Genomic DNA, 22,360 nt, shown 5'->3' on the forward strand with positions numbered 1-22,360 from the left:
ATCGGCAAGCGCACCGTGACACTGCATGTTGCACAGCTCAATCTGGTACCAACGCCGGTCGGTTTGAGCGCCGCGCAGGTGTTTGTGCACTGGCCCTCGCTTGCCGACATTGCCGAGGCGGTGGCCAGTGCGCAGGTGCGCGTTTCGGTGATCCAGGCCTCTGCCTTGAACGTGCAGATCGCGCGGCAGGGCGTGGACTATCGCTTCGTCGCGCTTGGTCCACGTGGCAGCGCCACGCGCGCGGCGAAGTTGTCCTCGCTATTGCGTGACATCGGCGCCGATGTCGTCCACGTGCACGGCCTGGAATTCGCCGGCGATGCGCGCAGGCTTGCGCGGCTGCTGCCGCACGTGCCCATCCTGCTGCAGGATCATGCCAATCGCCCGCCGCGCTGGTGGAGCAGGGCGGTGTGGCGGGCGCGCTATGGCGCCGCTGCCGGCATTGCGTTTACCTCGCTGGAGCTGGCGCAACCGTTTGTGCGTGCGCGCCTGTTTCGACGCCGTACGCAGCTGTTTGCGATTCCCGAATCCAGCAGCCGATTCGTGCCCGGCGATCGCCTGCTGGCACGCGAGCAGAGCCAACTGCGTGGCGACCCCTGCGTGCTGTGGATTGGCCATCTGAGCGCGGCCAAGGATCCGCTGTGCGTGCTCGATGCGGTTTCCATCGCGGCGCGCCTGTTGCCGGGCCTGCGGCTGTGGTGCGTGTTCGACCAGGCGCCCCTGCTGGAAGAAGTGCAGCAGCGGCTGCGCGACGATGCCAATCTGGCGCGCTGCGTGCAGTTGTTGGGCAAGGTCGAGCATGCACGCGTGCAGACGCTGTTGCAGGCGAGCGATGTCTTCGTGTCCGCCAGCCACGCCGAGAGCTGCGGGTATGCCGCGCTGGAAGCCTATGCCTGCGGCGCCCTGCCGTTGTTGACCGATATTCCGGCCTTTCGCGCACTCAGCGACGGTGGCGCGGTTGGCGAACTGTGGCCGGTGGGCGATGCCGGCGCATTGGCGGAACTGTTGTTGCGCGTGGCGCGGCAGCGTCCCGGCCGCGCGCAGGTACGCGCGCATTTCGATGCGCGGTTGTCGTTCGCGGCAGTGGGGCGGCGCTGGGCGCAGGCATATGCCAGCCTGCTGACACCGATGCGAGCGCACGCCCGATGAAATTGGCGCTGGTGGTGCCGGGGGGCGTGGATCGCAGCGGCGACGTTCGGGTGATTCCGGTGTTCCTGACCTTGATCGAATGGCTGGCACGCAGCCACGAGGTGCACGTGTTCGTGCTGCATCAGGAACCCTTGCCCGATACCTGGATGCTGCGCGGCGCCAAGGTGCACAACATCGGCGCGCGACGTACGCGTCTGCGTGCCATCGGCGCTATTGTCGAAGAACACCGGCGCGCCCCGTTTGCGGTGATCCAGGCGATCTTTTCCGGTTACTGCAGCCTGATCGCAGTCAGCGCAGCGAAGCTGCTGCGACGTCCCAGCGTGGTGCATATCGCCGGCGGTGAACTGGTGGCGCTGCATGCCATCGGCTACGGCGGCCGCCGCAAGTGGCGTGGGCGCCTGCGCGAAGCGGTGATCCTGCGCCTGGCCGATAGTGTCACCGCTGCCAGCGCGCCCATCGTCGCGTCGCTGCAGGCGCTCGGCATCGGCGCGCAGCGCGTGCCGCTGGGAGTGGATCTGCGTGCCTGGCAGCCGGTTCCACCGCGCGCCCGTCAAGGCGCAGTTGCACGTCTGCTGCACGTGGCAAGCCTGAATCCGGTCAAGGACCAACCGACCTTGCTGCGCGCGATGGCCGCGCTCAAGCGCGCCGGCGTCGCCTTTACGCTGGACATGGTCGGTGTCGATACGCTGGACGGTGCCATGCAGCGCCTGGTGCAGCAGCTGGATCTGCAGGAGCAGGTGCGCTTTCTCGGCTTCAAGACCCAGCGCCAGTTGCGCCCGATCATGCTGGCTGCCGATCTGCTGCTGATGTCGTCCCTGCACGAAGCCGGGCCGATGGTGTTGCTGGAAGCGGCCGTGGCCGGTGTTCCTACCGTCGGCACCGCCGTCGGGCACCTGGTCGAATGGGCGCCGGTCGCTGCGCTGGCGGTGCCGCCGGGCGATTGGGCGGGCCTGGCCGAGGCGGTCCGGCAGGTGCTCGGCGATGACGAGCTGCGCCTGCGTCTGGCGTGGGCGGCGCAGTGCCGCGCGGTGCGCGAAGACGCGGCCATGACCACGCGCCTGTTCGAACAGATCTACCGTCAGTTATGCGAGCGCCGGCCGTTTGGTCCGACGCATTAGAACGACCGAGACGCTGCCGCGTCGCGGCCAGGCGGGCGCAGCCGGTGTTGCGCATGCCGTGCATGGACACCTGAAGACTGCCCGCCACGTGGTAATGGCTGTGCTTGCGTAACCCGGTTCGGATCACATCATGCGCGGCCGGCACGCACGACGCAGGTCCAGCGCCCATCTGGCATGGCACGCACGCAGCGCCCGCTGACTGCTGCTCTCTTCAGTCACCGTGACCGCCAAGGCCGCGATGCCGACTCGCGGTCCGCGCCGACGCAGGTGGCACACGCCGGCCCATCATTCTGCAGGACACCCACGCAGTCCTACGCAGGCTGCAGATACCCATCGAGCGCGGCACGCACCACATACAGCATGTCGGTGCGTGGGACGGGGCGGGTCAGCCGGGTCATCAGGCGGCGCGCCTGGGTCTGGCGCACCCACGGTTGGTCCTGCAGCCACAACTGGGTCTGCAGCATGTCGGCCCGCTCCTTGCGGCCCTCCGCCGACGGCACCACGCGTTGCTGCAGGTACTGCCGCGCCTCGCGCAGCGAACCCGACCACTCGATCCCCGGTAGCGCAGACAACCACAGGTTCGAGCACGAGGCGGTGGTCAGCGACTGCCGGGCGGCCCGCATGCGCAGCAGTCGCGGACACTGCGCATGCAGGCGCGCCATCACCGTCGCTGGCACCACGGCGCGGTAGTAGCGCTGCAGCAGCAACAGCGGTGGCAAGGCCCACCACGGCGAGACGGCCGGGTCTTCCCACAGCTCCTCCCAGTCGCGCGGCCCCATGCGCGTGGCCAGCAAGGCCAGATCGTGCAGATGCATCAGGCGGATGCTGCGATGGCAGATGCCGCCGGCCGCATGCAGCAGCAGGTGGCACATCAAGGCGCCGATGGTGGGGTAGGGATTGAGCCCAGGCTGCGGGCGCTCCGGCCAGATCCGCGTGGTGATCTCCACGCTGCGCACAGGCAGACGCTCCTGGATGCGCGTATGCAGTTCGATGTTGATCGGCGCGTCGCGATGCTCGCCCAAGCCGGCAACGGCGTCGCCTTGCAGCGGTTTGAACGCCTGGTGCTTCCATTGTTCGAACGAGGCCACATAGCCGAGCCCGCACAACAGCGCTGCCGCCGCAGGTGCGTCATCCGGCTGCACCAGCAGATCGATGTCGGCCATTGGACGATCGCCGGGCAGATACACGCCAAGCCGATGCAAGGCGCTGCCCTTGAGTCCCACCAGCGCGATGCCCGCGCTGCGTGCGGCCGCATCGATCTGCGTCAACAGCAGCGCAATCCGCCGGTGCCGGTCTTCGACATGGCTGCGCTGCTCGCTCAGAAAGGCAGTCCATTCGGCGTTCTGCCACAACGAGCGGCGCTGCAGCAAGGGCGAGACGCCATGCGCCGCCGCCGCCGCCGCGGCCAGCTGCCACTGCAATCGGTCCCATTGCGGCGAAGTGTCGCCAGGCTGTGCCAGCTCGTGCGCCAACTGCTCGGTGGCGGTGTGCAGGCCATGTCTGATGGTACGAAGCGAAGGCTGCATGCGGGCGATCCGGAAGGTCGAAAGGGTGGGTCAATGGAATGTCGATGCTGGATGCTGATCACTCGGCTGGCATGAGTGCGACGCAGGCCGACTCCTGCGCAGGCCACCGCTTGGCGAGCACGCATCCGCGTGCTGCCGCCTTCGATCAGCCCACCAGTACCGTCTCCAGTTGCCGTGGCTGGCGCGCCGCCAGGGTGGCGAGCGGCTCGGTGCGGTGGAGGTGTTCCGAAGCGATCAATGCGGCCCAGCGCGCTTCCAGCTGCTGGTCCGCTTGCGAAAAAGCATCGGCCGTCATCGTCGGGCGTGCCTGCTGCAGGTCGACCTGTGTATGCAGCAGATTGCGTACGCTGCGGTAGAACTCCGAGTCGTAGGCACCATGGAACATCATCGCCAGGTCGTCGCTGTCCTGCCAATGCGTCTTGCCGCCCAGCTGATTCTTCACTTCTTCGTAGAACTTGGTGCCGGGCAGGGGATAGGACACGCTGACGCCGATGATGTCCGGGTTGGCCTGCGTCACCAATGCGCGCGTGGCCAGAATGTCGTCGAGTTCTTCGCCCAGATATCCCAGCTGGATGAAGAAACCCACGCGGATGCCGTGTGCGCCCAGCCGTTGGCGTGCGGCGATCACCTCGCCCACCTGTGTGCCCTTGGTCATCTTGTCGAGGATGCGCTGGCTGCCGCTTTCCGCACCGATCCAGGCTTCCGCACAACCGGCACGCGCCAGCGCGGCGGCCATGCGATCGCTGGCCAGATCGGCGCGGGTCTGGATGGTGAACGGGATGGCGCCGTCGTCTTCGCTCAAGCGTTGCGCGAACGTCTCGACCCAATCGATATGGAAGCCGAAGATGTCGTCGGCCATCCACAGGTGGTCGGGTTGGAAATGACGTTTGAGATGAATCATCTCCGCAGCCACGTCTTCGGCGCCGCGGCGTTTGTAATGGTTGCCCCAGATCGGCTTGGCGCACCAGTTGCAACGGAACGGGCAGCCGCGCGAAGCCGCCATGTTCAAGCTGAAATAGCCATGCCGTTGCTGCCAGAACTGCCGATAGCGCGGCATGTCGACCAGATCCCAGGCAGGCAGCCCGCTCAGGCGTGCATCCGGTGGCTGCGCGCCCGGGTGCGCGCGTGCCGCGACAGGGTCGCTGGTGGCAATGCGCGCAACGCCGGCCAGCCAGGCCTGGTCATCGAGTGGCGGTGCGCTTTCCAACCGCTCGATCAGCTCGATCAGCGGCGCGATGCCTTCGCCGATCAAGACCGCATGTGCGCCGGCGGCCAGAAACACATCGGGGTTGTCGGAGGCGTCCGAGCCCGCCACCAGCACCCGGCACCCGGCGGCACGTGCCTGCCCGATCATGCGGCAGGCTGCGTCGCGCATCCGGCTCAGGCACATCTTGGTGAGAAAGTTGAAGTTGTCCTCGTAGAACACCACCAGGTCCGGCTGTGCCTCATGCAGCGCGCCGGCATAGTCCTCCACGTCGTCGGCGAGCATGGCGTCGAACAGGCTCAGCGCGTGCCCGCGCTCGCGCAGCAACGCGGCAATCTGCAAGGTAGCCAGCGGCGGATACGGCTTGCCGCGTTCCCATTGTTTCGGGTCGTAACGCAGGAAATACGAATGACTGACCTGGATCTTTAGCATCTGCACAAGGCTCTCGTTCTGTTGCCAGATGACGCGCAGCGGTAGCGTGCGCAGACACCGGCATTCGGCTTGGCAGTAGGTGCGCACGCAGGCGCCTTTGGTTGCGCCATCGCGTTGCGCTCCAGCGTCGATGTGTTGCGGCAGTTCAGCGCATGCGCCGATGCAACCTTTCGCCATGCACAGCGCACACACGGGTTGATCAACGCAATGGATGACAGGCATGCCGCAGTCGGCTGCGTGGGCGCAACACATGCCGGTGAGCGAACGCGCGGGCGTGGTTCCGCCGAGGACGCCCGCGCCGGACACGGGCACGGCAGACCCGTTCGGCGAGCAGCATTCGCGGCGCTTCAGCGTGCAGCGGCAGATCCTGGGTGCACTTTTCCACTTTCATAGCGACAGCGAGGCGTTGCTGGCGCTGGTCGATGCCGCATACGCGGGCCTGCCGGCGCATTGCCTGCCTGCCGCGCCGCAGTTCCATCTCACGCTGGATCTGGTGCCACGCACGCCGGGCGCAGTGGTCGGTGTGCCGCCGCCGGTACGCACGCACGCGGTTGGCGGGCTGGTCTGCGGCGTCATGGACGCCTGCAATTACCTGATGCTCTCGGTGCCCGAGCGTCGCGCGATGCTGATGGTGTCCGAGGACATGCTGGCGCACGCGTATCACGTGCGTTATGAGCTCATCGAGTTTGCGGTGTTCCTGCTTGCCGCGCGCGGCATCGCTCTGGTGCCCTTGCATGGCGCCTGCGTTGGCCGTCACGGTCGCTGCGCGCTGTTGCTGGGCGCCAGCGGTGCGGGCAAATCCACGCTGGCGCTGCACAGTCTGCTGCACGGCCTGGAATTCATTGCCGAAGACGGTGTCTTCGTGGCAGCGGACAGTCTGCTGACCACCGGTGTGGCCAACTTTCTGCATCTGCGGCCGGAATCGCTCGGGTTGCTCGATGCGCGGACGCGCGCATGGATCAGTGCCTCGCCCACCATTACGCGCCGCAGCGGCGTGGAAAAGTACGAAGTCGATATTCGCCACGGGCATGCCACGCTTGCGCCCACACCGTTGCAGTTGAGTGCAGTGCTGATGTTGTCCAGCCAGCCTGCCGATACCTCCGCACCCATCTTGGCGCCGGTGCCGGTGACGCAGATTGCCGAGTGCCTGGCGCGCGACCAGCCGTACGCAGCCGGTCAGCCCGGCTGGCAGCGTTTTGTTGCGCAGCTGCAGCAGCTGGGCATGTTCACCCTGCGCCGCGGCGCGCACCCGCACGCCTCGGTGGAGGCCGTGCTGCAGGTGTTGCGATGACAGCCTGCGCGATTGCGCACGCGCCGCGCCTGCCGCGTGTGGCGGATCCAGCAGCGCATCAGGCATGCGGTGCAGCAGATGCATGAGCCCGCACATGGCGGCCGGATTCGAGCGGCGCTGCACAGCTTTGCCGACACGCTGGTGCCCGCAGACCTGCCGGCTGTCGCGCTGTACGTCGCGCTGTCGCTGGCCGCCGCGTGCGTGGGCAGCATCGTCGCGGTGTGCCTGCTGCCGCTGGTGCAACCCGGCCACAGCGTGCAGTTGGCCGGCTACCGACTCGCATTGCCGGGTGGCCTGCCGACACAGGCAAGCCTGTTCGTGATGGTGAGCCTGTTGTTCGCCGGCCTGCGCTGGTGGGGGGCACGCCTGGCCGCACGCCTGACCAGCCGCTATGCCGTGGGTCTGCGCGGGCGCGTGCATGCCGCATTGATCGATGCGCCGTTGCCGGCGCTGGCAGGTGCCAGTTCGGCCGAAATCGCCAATGTGCTCACCTACAACATCGAGATCGCCACGCAAGGCTTCAGCGCCGTGCTGCAGTTGCTGGTGGCAGGGATTACCGCAGTGGTCAGCCTGTGCATTGCCGTGCTGATCGCACCTGCGCTTCTGTTTGCCATCCCCCTGTTGTTGGTGCTGGCCTGGCTGGGTGTGCACCTGTCCAGTAGCGATGCGCAGGCGCGCATCAGCCGCGACTATGTGGCCGACATGACGCAGCTGTTCTGGTTGAGCGAGGATTTTCCCAGACGCCTGCGCCACGTGCGGTCGTTTCAGCGCGAAGAGGTCGAAACACGGCATTACGAACGCATTTCCACGCGATTGGGGCAGGGCTACGCACAGCAGCAGGAGCTGGTGGCCAGCAGCCGGCTGATCCTGGAGCTGATCGCCGTGGCCGCAATCGCCGGCATTCTGGTGCTGGCCAATCTGTGGCAGGGTGCCGACCGCGCCGCGCTGATCACGGTCAGCCTGCTGCTCGGCCGGCTGTTGCCGTATCTGGTCACCACGCGGCAGAGCGTGCAGCAATTGCGGTCTGCCTGGCCGGCGCTGCAGCTATGGCGGCGCCATGTGGATCTGGGGTCGACGCGCATGCAGGCATCGGCCGAGGCCGCACCGCCGCTGCCGGCTGCGCTGCATGTCGAACGCGTGGAACTGGCGCCGCCGCTGCCTGCGCTGGATATCGGCCCGCTGCTGCTGGTGCCCGGAGAAATGACCTTGATCGTCGGGCCCTCCGGTGTCGGCAAGAGCAGCTTGATGGACGTGCTCTCCGGTCAGACGCCGCCCGCAGCGTTCGATGCGCACATGGGGGGGCGCCGGCTGGATTTCGCCGCTTACCGACAGCTGATCCGGCACAGCGCCTACATCGGCCAGGGCGTGCGCCCCTGGCAGCGCACGGTGCGCGATTGCCTGGAGTGGGCGTCGCCAGGGACCACCGAGCCCCGCATGTGGCAGGTACTGGCCGACGTCGGGCTGCACGCGCGTCTGCAGCGCGACGGCCATGGCCTGCTGACGGCCATCAACGGCCCGGAAAGCCGCCTGTCCGGTGGCGAGCTGCAACGTCTATTGTTGGCGCAGGTGCTGCTGCGCGCGCCGACCCTGGCGGTGCTGGACGAGGCGACCAGCGCACTCGATGCGCAGGCCGAACATCAGCTGCTGTGCACGGTGCGGCAGCGTCTGCCGCATACCGTGCTGGTGGTGGTCTCCCATCGCACCAGCCTGACCTCGGTGGCCGATCGCACCCTCGCACTTGGACAGACACCGCTCCTGCAGCCGCAGGGCAGGCGCGCCGCCCTGACGACGCGCCTCGGCGCGTGAGCCGCGTGCATCGCCGGCCTGTCAGCGCCGCGCAAAGGCGCTAGCCGGCAATCTCCTCCAGCGCACGATCGCGTGTGCGCGGCCCGAACACGGCGATCACGCCTGCGACGATCGACATGCTGATCACGATGAACATCAGCACGCCATGGCTGCCGACCTGCGCCAGCAGCCAGCCGATCAATACGCTGCTCACTGCCGTGGCCAGACGGCTGAACGAGTAGCAAAATCCCACCGCCCGCGCACGCAGGCCGGTGGGGAACAACTCGGCCTGATAGCCGTGGTAGGCAAAACTCATCCAGGCATTGCAAAACGCGATCATCGCCCCGCACAGCACCATGCCGATGGCCTGGTGCTGCAGCGAAAACAGCACGCCAAACAACACCGCGCCCAGCGCCGAGGCGGTGATCTGCCACTTGTTTTCCCAGCGTTGCGCAAAGCGCAGCAACAGCAGCGGCGCAAGCGGGTAGGCCAGCGAGATCGCAAACGAATAGCCCAGGCTCTTGGTCACCCCGGTGCCCTGCGCGGCAATCAGCGCCGGCAACCAGTTGCCGAAGCCGAAGAAACCGATGGCCTGAAACACATGGAACACCACCAGCATGCCGATGCGCCTGCGATAGGGCGCCCGCCACAAGGCCGACACCCGCGCCTGAGCGGCAGGCGCCGCGACAGCCAGTTGCGGCGCGGGCAAGGCTCCGCCGATATCGCGCACGCAGCGCGCCTCCAGTTGCCCCAGCACCGCGTCGGCTTCGGCATGGCGTCCCTGCGCGGCAAGCCAGCGCGCCGATTCCGGCAAGCGGCTGCGCAACCACCAGATCGCCAATGCAAACACGCCGCTCAGCAACACCACCCAGCGCCAGCCGCTGATTCCCAGCGGCGCTTGCGGCACCAGCAGCCAGGCGGTCAGGGCCACCGTGGGGACCGCCAGAAACTGCACGAAGAAGGCGAACGCAAACGCCGCGCTGCGCATGTGCCGCGGCACCAGCTCGGACAGGTAGGTGTCGATGGTCACCAGCTCGATGCCCAGCCCGATGCCCACCACAAAGCGCAGCACGATGACGCCGGTCGCGGTGCTTTGCAGGCCCATCGCCACGGTTGCCGCGGTGTACCAGACCAGCGCGAAGGTGAACACCAGGCGGCGGCCGAAGCGATCGGCGAACGGGCTCAACAGAGCGGCACCGACGAACAGGCCGACAAACGTGGCCGCAGCGAAGGCCGCCTGGTCGGACATGCCGAAGACGCCATCGGCCCCCTGGGCAAAAATGCCGTCGGCAATCAGCCCGGGGCTGATGTAGGCGGTCTGGAACAGGTCGTACAGCTCGAAGAACCCGCCCAGCGCGAGCAGCCCGACCAGCCGCCACAGCGTTGCGCTGGCCGGCAGTCGATCGATGCGCGCGGCGATCTGTGCGGCACTGGCGTCAGGGGTAGCGGGGGCGCTCATCGCCATGGTCGTGTCGCATTGTCAGGTTAGCCCGCATCATAGCCAGCGGCCCGATCCGCCAGCGCCGGCCCTTCGTGGCACCGTCGACGTGTTCGCGCCCTGGTCGGTGCATCTGCTGCAGCGGCGCGGCCAGCCGAGCCTGGAGCAGTCAACAGAACGACGCTACCGCTGCCAGGTAGGCGCGGCCGATGCCCGATGCGGCATCAACCGCGCGCGCGCGCCGGCTCTTGCGCCGTCCCAGCCCCCGACGGCTGCTCGCGATGGGTGTGCCAGCCACGCTCGGTGGCGCAGGTCCGGGCCACGGCCGGTGTTCGGCTGCTGGAATGCTGTAATCCTCTCAGCGTCAGACCGGCAGCTGGCAATGCGGCGCGGGCAGCCCCATCTCTTGCCCATCACTTAGTTCCGGAGCCGTCCGATGACGCCCATTTCCGTGCTCGACCTGGCGCCCGTCTGCGAAGGCAGCGACACCACCCACGCCTTCGCCAACATGCTCGATCTGGCGCAACACGCCGAGCGCTGGGGCTATCACCGGTATTGGTTGGCCGAGCACCACAACATGCCCGGCATTGCCAGCGCCGCCACGGCAGTGTTGATCGGACACGTCGCCGGCGGCACCAGGACCATCCGCGTCGGTTCCGGCGGCATCATGCTGCCCAATCATGCGCCGCTGCAGGTGGCCGAACAGTTCGGCACGCTTGCCTCGTTGTATCCGCAGCGCATCGACTTGGGCCTGGGCCGCGCGCCTGGTACCGACCAACCGACCGCGCGCGCATTGCGCCGCTATTTCGACAGCGCGGACCAGTTTCCGCAGGACGTGGCCGAGTTGCTGCGTTACTTCGCCCCTGCCGTACCAGGGCAGCTGGTGCAGGCCGTTCCCGGTGCCGGACTCGATGTGCCGGTGTGGCTGCTCGGGTCCAGCCTGTTCAGTGCGCGCTTGGCTGCCGCGATGGGGTTGTCGTTTGCGTTCGCCTCGCACTTCGCGCCCGACGCGATGGACGAGGCGGTGGCGATCTACCGCCGCGAATTCCGCCCGTCCGCGCAACTGGCCAAGCCGCACGTGATGCTGGCCTTGAATGTGGTGGCAGCGGAGACCGAAGCGCAGGCGCGTCGTTTGTTCACTACCCAGCAGCAGAGTTTCGTCAATTTGCGCCGCGGCAAGCCCGGCAAGATTCCGCCGCCCATCGACGACATCGACAGCTTCTGGCAGCCGCATGAGCGTGTCGGCGTGGAGCGCGCCCTGGCGTGCACCGTGCTCGGCGATGCCGAGCAGATTGCGCAGGGCGTGGCCGCCTTCATCGAGCGCCACGCGCCGGACGAGCTGTTGTTCACCGCCAACATCTACGACCATGCCGCGCGCCTGCGCTCGTTCGGGATCGCAGCCGAAGCGGTGCGCGAGCTGGACGTGACCATCGCGTGATTCACGTCGCTTTGCGCGGCAATCCGCTCAGATGCGTGCATCTCCATCGGGAACAGACGCATGCAACTTCAGGAACGTAGCGAGAGCATCAAGCAGTTGGCGGAATTGATTCGCGGCGTGGACATTGCGATGTTCACCACCGTCTCGGCAGACGGCAAGTTGGTGAGCCGCCCGCTGGGCACGCAGGAAGTCGAATTCGATGGCGACCTGTGGTTCGCCACCGCAGCCGACAGCCCCAAGGTGTCGGAGATCGCCGCCGACCCGCGCGTCAACGTGGCCTACGCCTCGGCGTCCAGGAACACCTATGTGTCGGTCGCAGGCACCGCCCGCGTGGTGCACGACCGCGCCAAGATCGATGAGCTGTGGTCGCCGGCAATGAAGGTGTTTTTCCCCGGCGGCAAGGACGACCCCAACCTGCGCCTGATTCACGTGCGCGCCGAGTCGGCAGAGTATTGGGACGGCCCCAGCGGCCTGCTCGGCAAGGCGCTGTACTTCGTCATGGCTGCCGTCACCGACGATACTGCCAGCCTCTCGGACAACCGCGTGGTCGATCTGAAGTAAGCAAGACCCTGGCGTAAGCGCCAAGTCCCGATCTGATTACCAGGGCTTGGCTTTGGATCGGGCGCTCGACACGACCGGTCCTTCCAACTGCGGCGAAAACGCATCGCCGCAAGATTCCCTGGTCCGCATGTGGTGCGATGTGTCGCCCCCAACGCAACGCAGTCCGCATGGCGCGTATCACGTACTACCGCACCCAGGATCGCCCAACTGCGCGCCAAGCGCTTTAGCCCTTCTCCTGCTAGACGGGTTGGGGGGGGGTACGTCGGCCAGCGACCTCGACGTTCGACCGACAGTCCCAACCGGCTTTCGCCAGCGGAAAAGCTGTACCCACGTTCCAGCGTGAAGCGTGATCAGTCAGTGCCGACAAGCGCAACCGCTGCGCACTCGACGGTGGAACTCAACGCCAGGCCACCGGCCACCACCCGCGAATCAGATCCACCAATTGATCCGACGTGATGCCGAACACGGCGATCGATGCCAGTGCCGCCGCCCAGCCAGCCAGCATCAGGGCGCCATCGCGCTCCAGCAAGGCCAGCGCGAACAGCAACAGGATCAGGCCGAACAGGTAGTTGGTAAACGGGATCGGCAGCGTCAGCAGGATACCGACCAGCACCAGCAGCAGCCCGGTGAACACCTGCGCCGGTATCCGATCGAGCATGCCGTGCAGACGCGGCTTGAGCAGGCGATCCAGTCGCTGCAGCGTCGGTGCCAGTTTCGCCACGAAGCGCTGGCTGGTGCGTCGCCGCGGCCCACGTTCGCCGATGAAACCTGGCACCCACGGCTTGCGCAAGCAGCACATCATCTGCACCCCGATCAGCACCGTCAGCGGACCGCTGATGCCGCCAGCCACTCCCGGGATCGGGATGAACGAAGGCAGGATCGCCAGGAACAAGAACACCCCGAACGCGCTCTGCTGCAGGTCGGCGAGGATGTCGCGCACCCGCAGTACGTGCTCCGGGTCGCCGTCGCTGAAGGCGGCCAGCAAGCTGCGGATACCTTCATTGCGGTACCGCATCTGCTCGCCGCCGGATGCGTCGGATGGCGGGGCGCCGTTATCCGACGATGTCATCGCTGCCCTCGTCGCCGATGCGGCTCAACAGCAGCTTGTCCACACGTGCGCCATCCAGGTCCACGATCTCGATGCGCCAACCGGCCCAATCGAAGAACTCGCCGGCCTGCGGAATGCGGCCGAAGTAGTAAATGCAAAGCCCGGCCAGCGTGTGGTAATCGCCTTCGTCGGCTTCCGGCAGTTCGGCGCCCAGCACTTCGCGCAATTCTTCCACCGGCAGCGAACCGTCGATCAGCAGCGAGCCGTCGGCGCGGGTTACCACCAGCGCGTCTTCGTCGGTGTTTTCCACCGCCTGCAGACGTCCGACCACCGCGCCCATCAGGTCGCTGATGGTCACCAATCCGCGGATTTCGCCGTATTCGTCCACCACCAGCGCCATCGACTGCTGTTCTTCGCGGAAGATCTCCAGCAGCTTCATCGCATGCGTGGATTCGGAGACGAACAAGGTATCGCGCAGTGCCTGGAACAGGTTCTCGCCGTGCCCGCCCAGGCGCGTGACCAGCGATTTGACTTCCAGCACGCCGGCAATGTCCTGGTCGCTGCCGCGGTACACCGGGTAACGCGAGAACTCGTGCTCGCGCATCACCAGCAGATTGCGTTCGGGCTCGGCATTGGCATCCAGCCAGGCGATACGGTTGCGCGGCGTCATCAGGCTATCGGCAGTGCGATCGCCCAGCCGCATCACCCGGTTCATCATGTCGCGCTCGTGCGCATCGATCACGCCGGCCTCGTGGCTTTCGGCCACCAGCATGCGGATCTCTTCTTCGGTGATCGAGGCCGATTCGTCCTTGCCCATGCCGAGCAGACGCAGTACCAGCCGGGTGGAGCGCGCCAGCACCCACACCCCCGGCGCGGCGATCTTGGCCAGCCAGGTCATCGGCACCGCGACAAAGCCGGCGATGTCCTCGGAATTGCGCAATGCCAGCCGCTTGGGCACCAGCTCGCCGAAGATCAGCGTCAGAAAGGTGATCAGGGCCACTGCCAGGGTGCTGCCGATCACCGCCGAATACGGTTTGGGATCGCCAACCAGCGAAAAAGTGGCCGACAGCGCGGGGAAGGCCAGCTGCAGCCGTTCGCCGATCGCCTCGCCGATGGCTTCGCCGCCGAACAGGCCGGTCAGGATGCCGATCGAGGTGATGCCGATCTGGACCGTGGACAGGAAGTTCTCGGGGCTCTCGGCCAGTGCCAAGGCCCGCGCGGCGCGCTTGCTGGAACCGGCCATCTGCTTCAGGCGGCTCTTGCGCGAGGTCATCAACGACATCTCCGACATGGCGAAGAAGCCGTTCAACACGATCAGTGCGATGACGATCAGAAACTCAACCACGGGCGTCTTCCCCGGTCAGTGAAGGGGAGGGCGGGCAAGCACGGGGTTGGCCGGCGCGCGCGAAGGCGGGGCGGCAACGGGGAAATATAGGGTCGTCTTCCATAGGGTGCGCCCGAAGGCGCGGGGGCATGTTAGCAAATTGCAGGGTGATTCGAGCCGGGAAATGCCGGCGTGAAGGCCGCGCGCGGCGCCGATATACCCAGACAGGTCATGGAACGGTCATAATTCGCCCTTGGCGCCCGTCTCTCCCTCGACGGCAGGAAGTTCCCCACCCATGTTCTCGTTGCAGACCATCTTCGGCTCCGGCAAGCAGTTCTATGCGCTTCTGAACGAAGCGGCGCAGGCCGCCTACGACAGCACCAAGGCGTTGCACGCCATGATGCGCACGTCCGACCGGCAACCGGCGCTGGACGCCTTCAAGCTGGCCCGCCTGCGCGAACGCGCCGCCTCCGACAAGATCGGCCAGGCGCTGGTGGACAGCTTCATGACCCCGATCGAGCGCGAAGACATCGAAGCGCTGGGCTCGGCGCTGTACAAGATCCCCAAGCAGGTCGAAAAATTCGCCGACCGCTATTCGCTGGCCACCAAACACCTGGAACACATCGACTTCGCCCCGCGCGCGGCGATGCTGGAACAGGCCGCTGCGGTGGTGGTGGAGATGGTGACCGACCTGCCGCAGATGAACATCGATCGCATGACTGCGCTCAACGACAAGCTGCGCACGCTGGAAAACGAGGCCGACCGCCTGATGCTCGAGTTGTACCGCGACATCTATTCCGGTCGCCTGGACACGCTGCAGATGTTCCTGCTCAAGGAGTTCTTCGAGATCCTGGAAAAAGCCATCGACCGTTGCCGCGAGGCAGGGGTGGTGGTGTACCAGATCGTGTTGAAGAACAGCTGAGGTCGCCGCGTGCTTACCCTTGTTCTGGTGGTGATCCTGGCCGCATTGGTGTTCGAGTTCATCAACGGCTTTCACGACACCGCCAATTCCATCGCCACCGTCGTCGCCACCAAGGTGCTGTCACCGGGTTGGGCGGTGATGCTGGCCGCCGGCATGAACCTGATCGGCGCCCTGACCGGTACTGCGGTGGCGTTGACCATCGCCTCGGGCCTGCTCAACACCAACGTGGTCGAGGTCACCCCGCAGGTGATCCTGTGCGCGTTGCTGGGCGGCATCATCTGGAACCTGATCACCTGGTGGAAAGGCCTGCCGTCGTCGTCGTCGCATGCGCTGATCGGCGGTCTGTGCGGCGCCGGCCTGGCTGCCGCGCACAACAACTGGGATGCCTTGATCTGGTCGGAAAGCGTCGGCAACTGGGCCAAGAACAAGGGCCTGTTGTGGAAGGTGTTCGTGCCGATGATCACCTCGCCGATCGCCGGTTTTTTGCTCGGTATCGTGGTGATGGTGCTGCTGTGGGCCATCATCGCCGGCATGTCGCGGCTCGGTGGCCCGATCGGGCGGCTGGCGCGTCCGCGCTGGGTCAATGCGTTCTTCGGCAAGGCGCAGATCGCCTCGGCCGCCTACATGGGCTACGCCCATGGCCACAACGATGCGCAGAAGACCATGGGCATCATCGCGATGACGTTGATCGGCGCGCAGTCGGCCGGTGCGCTGGACAACCTGCCCAGCTGGCTGGCGTTCCTGCATCCGGGCACTGGCCTGGCCGCCGGCGACGGCATCCCGATGTGGATCGTGCTGACCTGCGCGGTGGTGATGGCCGCCGGCACCGCCTCGGGCGGCTGGAAGATCATCAAGACGCTCGGCCACAAGATGGTCAAGCTGCATCCCATCCACGGCTTTGCCGCCGAAACCAGCTCGGCCACCGTGCTCACCGTCGCGGCGCATTTCGGCATGCCGGTGTCGACCACGCACAGCATTTCCACCGCGATCATGGGCGTGGGTTTTGCCAAGAATCCGCGCTCGCTGCGGTTGGGCGTGATCGAGCGCATCGTATGGGCATGGATTCTCACCATCCCCGCTGCCGGCGGTGTGGCATACCTGATCCTGACGATGTTCGAGCTGTTCGGCTGGACCTGAGCCGGTGTCGCGGTGCGGTCACGCGCCGCTGTCACGCTGCGGCGTTATTGCGCAAGGGATCTGCCGTGACCGGGCTGCCTGCGCGTGCTGAGTGAGAACCTTCCGCGATGATGCTTGCCCTGGTGTGCGTATTGTTCGGCTTGGCCTGGTTGATCGACCGTCGCGGCTTGCGTCGGTTCTCGCGCACGCTGGCCGGCGCAAGCCTGGCGCTGGTGTTCGCGGTCGGCTGCGGGCCGCTGCCATCGTGGATGCTGCAGAACCTGCAACGTACCGGGGTCAACGATTTCAACGGATGGGGCGGGCGCAACGTCATCGTGCTGCTGGGCGCCGGCACCGTGCGCCCGGAAGGTCGCGACGCGGTGGCCGAAGCCAACTTGTTCGCCTATGGGCGCATCGTCGAATCGGCGCGGCTGTACCGGCAATGCCGACACAGCGGCGGCGAGTGCAAGATCGAGATCAGCGGCGGCGATGCGCGCGGCCTGGGCCTGTCGGAGGCGGTGGTGTATCAGCGCGTGTTGATCGGGCTGGGGATCGATCGGGTGGATCTGATCATGGAGCCGTCCAGCATGAACACCTGGCAGAACGCGCAGTTCAGTCAACCCTTGCTGCGCGCGCACCGGCCCGACCGCGTCGTGCTGGTGTCCTCGGCCACGCATCTGCGTCGTGCCGCGCTGTATTTCCGGCATTTCGGGATCGATGCCATTCCGGTGCGCGCCGACTGGCTGACCGCCTCCTGGTCGATCCTGCCGCAGAGCTACAACTTCACCCTGGCCGATGTCGCCCTGCACGAATACCTGGGCATCGCGCGGTATCGGCTTTACCAGTGGCTGGGCTGGAACGTCAAAGCGACCGAGCCCGGCGCGGTCTGAGCGTCACGACGCGGTTGGTCCATCGCCAGGCGTAGCGAGGACGCCCGGCGTTGCCCGCGCTCAGCGCGTTTCGTACATCGCCTTGACGTCGCGACGGAAGGCGGCCTGGCTGTCGGCGCGGTTGTAGAACATGTGGCCACCGGGATACTCGCGCACCTGCACGCGCGTGGGGTCGCCCATCGCCGGCATCTGATCCACGGTGAGCACCGAGCCCATGAACGGGCAGGAGAGATCGTTCCAGCCGTGCGCGATCAGCACGCGCAGCTTGGGGTCGATCGCCACCGATTGGCGCAGCTGCGTCACCGCGCCCTTGCGTAGTTCGTCGCCCCAGTCCCACGCCGAGTTGACCTCGTAATTGATCGCCTGATAGCGGGCATCGACCTTCCAGCCGACGATCCGGGTGACGAAGTCCACCATCGCGGTGGTGGTGGGCGCGATGATGCTGTCCAGCAGCGGGTCGCTGGCGCGCTGCGTGGGATCGTTGGGGAAGGGGTCGAAGGCGGTCACGTTGGCGTCGTAGCGGCTGCCCAGCTCGCCCTTGTCGCGAAACACCTCGCGCAGGTAGGCCTGGGTTTCCAGGCGTCCACCGGAGCGGCGTACATAGGCCGGATCCAGCCCGGTCATGCGTGTGACCTGCTGCAGCATCGCCTCGGTGGCCTGCGGGTCGGTGCGGCCTTTCATCAGCGCCACCGCATAGTCGCCGCGGGTGTAGTCGATCACCTGGCGCATCGCGCTGTCGCTGAGCTGGCCCTGGCGCTCCAGGTGCGCGGCGGCGATCGACGGCAAGGTCAGCATCCACGCCAGCGGCGAGACGTCGCTGTTGTCGTCCAGGGTCGGGTTGAGGAACGGCGAGACCAGCACCACGCCGTTCATCGCAACCCCGAGCCGGGTCTGCAGATACTGGGTGATGCGCGGGCCGCGGAAGCCGCCATAGCTTTCGCCGACCAGATACTTGCGCGTCTGCAGGCGGCGATTCTTCAGCAGCCAGTCGTAGATCACGCGCGAGAGATATTCCACGTCGGCCTGCGGGTTATAGAACTGCTTCTTGGCTTCGTCCTCGCCGATGAGCGCGCGGCTGAAGCCGGTGCCGACCGGGTCGATGAACACCAGGTCCGTGAAGTCCAGCCAGGTGCCCGGATTGTCGCGCAAGGTCGCCGGCGCGGACGCGCTGTCGCCTTCGGCGCCGAACCCGACCACCTTCGGCCCGATCGCGCCCATGTTCAGATAGACCGACGCCGCACCTGGTCCGCCGTTCAAGGCAAAGGTGACCGGGCGGTCCTTGCCGTCCACGGTGTAGGCGGTGAACACCACTTCGCCAGTGGTCTTGCCCTGCGCATCGCGCACCGGCAGCGTGCCGACGCTGGCGGTGTAACTCAGCGTGCGTCCGGCCAGGCGCGTGGTTTGCCGCACGCTGGTATCGGCCGGCAACGGCGCGGGTTTGGTCGCAACGGCATCGGCCTTGGCGTCGGGCTTGGAATCGGTCTTGCCGTCCTGCGCGGCGGCGAAGACCGGGACGCCGAGCAGCAGGCAGGCCAGCAGGCCGGTATGGAGCAAGGAGGGCATGGGCAATCGGCATTCGAACGGAAGAACGCTGATGCTAGGCCGCGGCACCGCGCGGTGGATGTGCAAAAAGGCATGGCTGTCGCGCTGACCGATGCCGCACCGCTCGCTATCATGGCGCGCCCTGATGATCGAGCTGCAGATGAGGCCTTGTGTCGTTCGCTCTGCCTGCGCCGTGGTGCTGTCGGTGGCCGGCTGTGCGGTGACGCCACCTGCGCCGGTACACCATGCCAGCGACCCGGATGCGTTATGGCGCATCGTCTCCACCCGCTGTTTGGCAGAGGCGTCGCGGCCACCCGATTGCGTTGCGGTGTGGTCGGATCGGGCGCGTCAGGCGGTGGTGTTGAAAGACCGTCACGGCCGCTTCCAATACCTGTTGGTGCCCAGTGTGCGGGTCAGCGGAATCGAAGACCCTGCGTTGCTACGCGCCGATGCGCCGAATTATTTCGCCAGTGCCTGGGACGCGCGCAGCTTCGTGGCACAGGCGTTGCAGCGTCCGCTGCCCAGGCAATACGTGAGCCTTGCGTTGAACTCGCCGCACGGGCGCTCGCAGGAGCAGCTGCATATCCATATCGATTGCCTGCGTCCGGACGTGTACGCAGTACTGCAGCGTCAGCGCACCGGGATCGGCCCGGAGTGGCGCGCTTTGGCCGAGCCGTTGCTGGGCCATGCGTATCTGGCCAGGACGCTGCAAGGCGAGGCGCTGGACCAGGATCCGGTTCGCCTGCTCGCAGCCACGCTGCCTGCCGATGCCAGCTTGCGCGATTACTCGCTGGTGGTGGCCGGCGCGCAACTGCAGGACGGGCGACCTGGATTCATCCTGCTGGCAACGCGGCAGGATGCGCACAGCGGTAACCGTGCCAGCGGCGAGGAAGTGCAGGACCACGCCTGCTCACTGGTGACCGGTGCGACCCAGGTGTTGCCCGGGGTGCGCTGACGGAGCGCCAGGTCCGCACTTCATCGGAGACGGATGCCGGCAAGGTGCTGCGTAGCGGTCCAGGCAGATGGATCGCTGCCGGTGGATGGCGGTGATCCATCGCCGTACGCCGTCATCGCTCTGCCTGCGTTGCCTGGTAACCGGGCGTGTGGCGAGGCCGCTTGGCGGCGCGCTTCATTGGCAAGCGCGCCCACAACGCCCTCTCTGTGCTGAGTGAGGGCATGTTTGCCGGGCTTCAGACTTCCAGCGACGCCAGGTCGCCCTTGGATTCCAGCCATTGCTTGCGGTCGCCCGCGCGCTTTTTCGCCAGCAGCATGTCCATCAGCGAGCGGGTCTGTTCGCCGTCGTCGATGGTCAGCTGCACCAGCCGGCGCGTGTCCGGATGGATGGTCGATTCGCGCAGCTGCTGCGGGTTCATCTCGCCCAGGCCCTTGAAGCGGGTCACGCTGATCTGGCCCTTCATCTTCTCGCGCGCAATCTTGTCCAGCAGCGTGGTCTTTTCTTCTTCGTCCAGTGCGTAGAACACCTGCTTGCCCACGTCCACGCGGAACAGCGGCGGCATCGCCACGAACACATGGCCGGCGGCGACCAGCGCCGGGAAATGCTGCAGGAACAGCGCCGTCAACAGCGTGGCGATATGCAGGCCGTCGGAGTCGGCGTCGGCCAGGATCACCACCTTGCCGTAGCGCAGCCCGGTGATGTCGTCCTTGCCCGGGTCGCAGCCGATCGCGATCGCCAGGTTGTGCACTTCCTCGGAGGCCAGCACGCTGCCCGATGCCACTTCCCAGGTGTTGAGGATCTTGCCGCGCAACGGCAGGATCGCCTGGAAGTCCTTGTCGCGCGCCTGCTTGGCCGAGCCGCCGGCCGAGTCGCCCTCGACCAGGAACAATTCGGTACGCGACAGATCCTGGCTGATGCAGTCGGCCAGCTTGCCGGGCAGGGCCGGGCCCTGGGTGACCTTCTTGCGGACGATCTGCTTTTCGGTCTTCAACCGCGCGCTGGCACGGTCGATGGCGATCTGCGCGATCTTCTCGCCGATGTCCACGTTCTGATTGAGATACAGGCTGAAGGCATCGTGTGCGGCGCCTTCGATGAAGCCGGCGGCCTGGCGCGAGGACAGCCGCTCCTTGGTCTGCCCGGAAAACTGCGGGTCGGTCATCTTCAGGCTGAGCACGAAGGTGACCCGGTCCCACACGTCTTCCGGCGCCAGCTTGACGCCGCGCGGCAGCAGGTTGCGGAAGTCGCAGAACTCGCGCAGCGCATCGGTCAGGCCAGAGCGCAGGCCGTTGACGTGGGTGCCGTGCTGGGCGGTCGGGATCAGGTTGACGTAGCTTTCCTGCACCAGCTCGCCTTCGGGCACCCAGGCCGCGGCCCAGTCGACGATCTCGGTGTCCTTCTTCAGGCTGCCTGCGAACAGGTCGGCCGGCAGCATCTCGTGCTCGGCCATTTCGCCTTTCAGGTAATCGCGCAAGCCATTCTCGAAGTACCAGCTGTCCTGCTCACCGGTCGCTTCGTCGTGCAGCTTGACCGTCAGGCCGGGACACAGCACCGCCTTGGCGCGCAGCAGATGGCGCAGCGCACGCACGTTGAACTTGGGCGTGTCGAAATACTTGGGGTCGGCCCAGAAGCGCAGCCGCGTGCCGGTGTTCTTCTTGCCGACAGTGCCGACGACCTCCAGCTTGGAGGCGGCGATCCCGTCGCGGAACTCCATGCGGTGCTCGCTGCCCTCGCGCTTGATGAACAGCTCGACCTTGGTCGACAGCGCGTTGACCACGCTCACGCCCACGCCGTGCAAGCCGCCGGAGAAGGTGTAGTTGCGGTTGTTGAACTTGCCGCCGGCATGCAGCCGGGTCAGGATCAGTTCCACACCGGGAATCTTTTCTTCCGGGTGCAGGTCCACCGGCATGCCGCGACCGTCGTCGGACACTTCGCAGCTGCCATCCTTGTATAAGGTGACTTCGACCTGCTTGGCGTGGCCTGCCAGCGCCTCGTCGACCGAGTTGTCGATCACTTCCTGCGCCAGATGGTTCGGGCGCGCAGTGTCGGTGTACATGCCAGGGCGGCGTTTGACCGGGTCCAGGCCCGACAGCACTTCAATATCGGCGGCGTTATAACGGGTGTTCATGCATCTCGTCGGCACGTGAAACGACGCGCAAGTGTGGGGGCAGAACCGATTTTTTGCACGCGACAGGCGTTCAGTGCAGGGCGGGGTGCGGCTGGATACCCTGGCGTTGGATTCGGAACCAAACGTCCCCACCTGAGGATGTCACCGAAACCGGAGGACACCATGAAGTTCAAGCACATCCTGATGCTCACCCTCGGTGCCGCCGCAGTGGCCGCGCTTCCTGCGTTGGCCCAGGCCGCTCCTCAGCAGGCCGGGCAGGGCGCCACCGCCCAGAAAAGCGACGACGCCAAGGCCAAGACCGACGCCGAGCGCAAGGCCGAGCGCCGCGCTGCCGCTGCCGCGCAAAAGCCCAAGGCCGACAGCGCGCCGCGCGAGGAAGAGGAAGAAGAGAAACCCGCACGCTGAGGCATCTGCGCAGCGTTACGTGGTCCACGGACGCCCCGGCCTCGGCCGGGGCGTCTGCATTTACGCGTTGTTGCGCGCATTTGCCGTCTGAGAC

At 66.4% G+C, this 22,360-nt stretch carries 17 protein-coding genes and 1 pseudogene; 11 read left to right on the plus strand and 7 right to left on the minus strand.

Annotation, left to right across the window (positions count from 1 at the left end; genetic code table 11):
- Positions 1-15: 15 nt before the first annotated feature.
- A complete protein-coding gene (locus VZ068_RS09160) occupies positions 16-1,146 on the plus strand; it encodes a glycosyltransferase family 4 protein (protein ID WP_349657463.1) in 1,131 nt (376 codons plus the stop codon).
- Positions 1,143-2,264 carry a glycosyltransferase family 4 protein gene (locus tag VZ068_RS09165; RefSeq protein ID WP_349657464.1) on the plus strand — a complete coding sequence of 374 codons (1,122 nt, stop codon included), beginning with the start codon at positions 1,143-1,145 and terminating at the stop codon, positions 2,262-2,264. The genes VZ068_RS09160 and VZ068_RS09165 overlap by 4 nt, the downstream gene beginning before the upstream one ends.
- A gap of 311 nt (positions 2,265-2,575) precedes the next feature.
- Here VZ068_RS09165 and VZ068_RS09170 read toward each other — a convergent pair whose 3' ends face one another.
- Both VZ068_RS09170 and VZ068_RS09175 read right to left on the minus strand, forming a co-directional pair.
- Positions 2,576-3,790 carry a nucleotidyltransferase family protein gene (locus tag VZ068_RS09170; protein WP_349657465.1) on the minus strand — a complete coding sequence of 405 codons (1,215 nt, stop codon included), beginning with the start codon at positions 3,788-3,790 and terminating at the stop codon, positions 2,576-2,578.
- A gap of 145 nt (positions 3,791-3,935) precedes the next feature.
- Positions 3,936-5,490, minus strand: a pseudogene (locus VZ068_RS09175) (radical SAM protein).
- A gap of 156 nt (positions 5,491-5,646) precedes the next feature.
- Between VZ068_RS09175 and VZ068_RS09180 the strand changes: the two are divergent.
- Both VZ068_RS09180 and VZ068_RS09185 read left to right on the plus strand, forming a co-directional pair.
- The gene (locus tag VZ068_RS09180) at positions 5,647-6,717 is read left to right on the plus strand and encodes a serine kinase (protein ID WP_349657466.1); all 1,071 of its coding nucleotides are present in this window, start codon (positions 5,647-5,649) and stop codon (positions 6,715-6,717) included.
- Positions 6,718-6,795: 78 nt separating this feature from the next.
- Positions 6,796-8,523, plus strand: coding sequence for an ABC transporter ATP-binding protein (locus VZ068_RS09185; RefSeq protein ID WP_349657467.1), 1,728 nt, complete (start codon positions 6,796-6,798; stop codon positions 8,521-8,523).
- Between the two features lie 40 nt (positions 8,524-8,563).
- On the opposite strand, the gene VZ068_RS09190 is transcribed toward VZ068_RS09185, so the two are convergent.
- Positions 8,564-9,967: an MFS transporter gene (locus VZ068_RS09190; protein ID WP_349657468.1), complete on the minus strand. Its 1,404-nt coding sequence runs from the start codon at positions 9,965-9,967 to the stop codon at positions 8,564-8,566.
- Positions 9,968-10,376: 409 nt separating this feature from the next.
- Here VZ068_RS09190 and VZ068_RS09195 point away from each other — a divergent pair, with 409 nt between their 5' ends.
- Positions 10,377-11,378 carry an LLM class flavin-dependent oxidoreductase gene (locus VZ068_RS09195; RefSeq protein WP_259153842.1) on the plus strand — a complete coding sequence of 334 codons (1,002 nt, stop codon included), beginning with the start codon at positions 10,377-10,379 and terminating at the stop codon, positions 11,376-11,378.
- 60 nt (positions 11,379-11,438) lie between these two features.
- Positions 11,439-11,939: a pyridoxamine 5'-phosphate oxidase family protein gene (locus VZ068_RS09200; protein ID WP_259153843.1), complete on the plus strand. Its 501-nt coding sequence runs from the start codon at positions 11,439-11,441 to the stop codon at positions 11,937-11,939.
- A 397-nt stretch (positions 11,940-12,336) separates the two neighbouring features.
- Here the strand turns inward: VZ068_RS09200 and VZ068_RS09205 are convergent, their stop codons facing one another.
- Both VZ068_RS09205 and VZ068_RS09210 read right to left on the minus strand, forming a co-directional pair.
- Positions 12,337-13,008 carry an exopolysaccharide biosynthesis protein gene (locus VZ068_RS09205; RefSeq protein WP_349657469.1) on the minus strand — a complete coding sequence of 224 codons (672 nt, stop codon included), beginning with the start codon at positions 13,006-13,008 and terminating at the stop codon, positions 12,337-12,339.
- Entirely contained in the window at positions 12,992-14,332 is a 1,341-nt protein-coding gene (locus tag VZ068_RS09210; RefSeq protein ID WP_259153848.1) for a hemolysin family protein, read from the minus strand. Before VZ068_RS09210 ends, VZ068_RS09205 begins: the two co-directional genes overlap by 17 nt.
- Positions 14,333-14,606: 274 nt before the next feature.
- Here VZ068_RS09210 and VZ068_RS09215 point away from each other — a divergent pair, with 274 nt between their 5' ends.
- The 3 genes from VZ068_RS09215 (at position 14,607) to VZ068_RS09225 (ending at position 17,239) form a co-directional block, all read left to right on the plus strand.
- On the plus strand, positions 14,607-15,233 hold the full coding sequence (locus VZ068_RS09215; RefSeq protein WP_005992439.1) for a DUF47 family protein: 627 nt from the start codon (positions 14,607-14,609) through the stop codon (positions 15,231-15,233).
- Between the two features lie 9 nt (positions 15,234-15,242).
- Complete coding sequence (locus tag VZ068_RS09220) at positions 15,243-16,370, plus strand: inorganic phosphate transporter (protein WP_104611372.1); 1,128 nt, start codon at positions 15,243-15,245, stop codon at positions 16,368-16,370.
- A gap of 107 nt (positions 16,371-16,477) precedes the next feature.
- Positions 16,478-17,239, plus strand: a complete 762-nt coding sequence (locus VZ068_RS09225) for a YdcF family protein (RefSeq protein WP_259164799.1) — start codon at positions 16,478-16,480, stop codon at positions 17,237-17,239.
- 60 nt (positions 17,240-17,299) lie between these two features.
- Here the strand turns inward: VZ068_RS09225 and VZ068_RS09230 are convergent, their stop codons facing one another.
- Positions 17,300-18,802 carry a S10 family peptidase gene (locus tag VZ068_RS09230; protein ID WP_259153851.1) on the minus strand — a complete coding sequence of 501 codons (1,503 nt, stop codon included), beginning with the start codon at positions 18,800-18,802 and terminating at the stop codon, positions 17,300-17,302.
- A gap of 139 nt (positions 18,803-18,941) precedes the next feature.
- Here VZ068_RS09230 and VZ068_RS09235 point away from each other — a divergent pair, with 139 nt between their 5' ends.
- A complete protein-coding gene (locus VZ068_RS09235; protein WP_349657470.1) occupies positions 18,942-19,736 on the plus strand; it encodes a CDP-diacylglycerol diphosphatase in 795 nt (264 codons plus the stop codon).
- A gap of 235 nt (positions 19,737-19,971) precedes the next feature.
- Here the strand turns inward: VZ068_RS09235 and parE are convergent, their stop codons facing one another.
- Entirely contained in the window at positions 19,972-21,861 is a 1,890-nt protein-coding gene (gene parE / locus VZ068_RS09240) for a DNA topoisomerase IV subunit B (protein WP_259164793.1), read from the minus strand.
- A 162-nt stretch (positions 21,862-22,023) separates the two neighbouring features.
- Between parE and VZ068_RS09245 the strand changes: the two genes are divergently transcribed.
- A complete protein-coding gene (locus VZ068_RS09245; RefSeq protein WP_259164785.1) occupies positions 22,024-22,266 on the plus strand; it encodes a hypothetical protein in 243 nt (80 codons plus the stop codon).
- The last annotated feature ends 94 nt before the right edge of the window (positions 22,267-22,360 follow it).

Origin of the sequence: Xanthomonas sp. 10-10, from assembly GCF_040182365.1 — a bacterium.
Classification (GTDB): domain Bacteria; phylum Pseudomonadota; class Gammaproteobacteria; order Xanthomonadales; family Xanthomonadaceae; genus Xanthomonas; species Xanthomonas arboricola_F.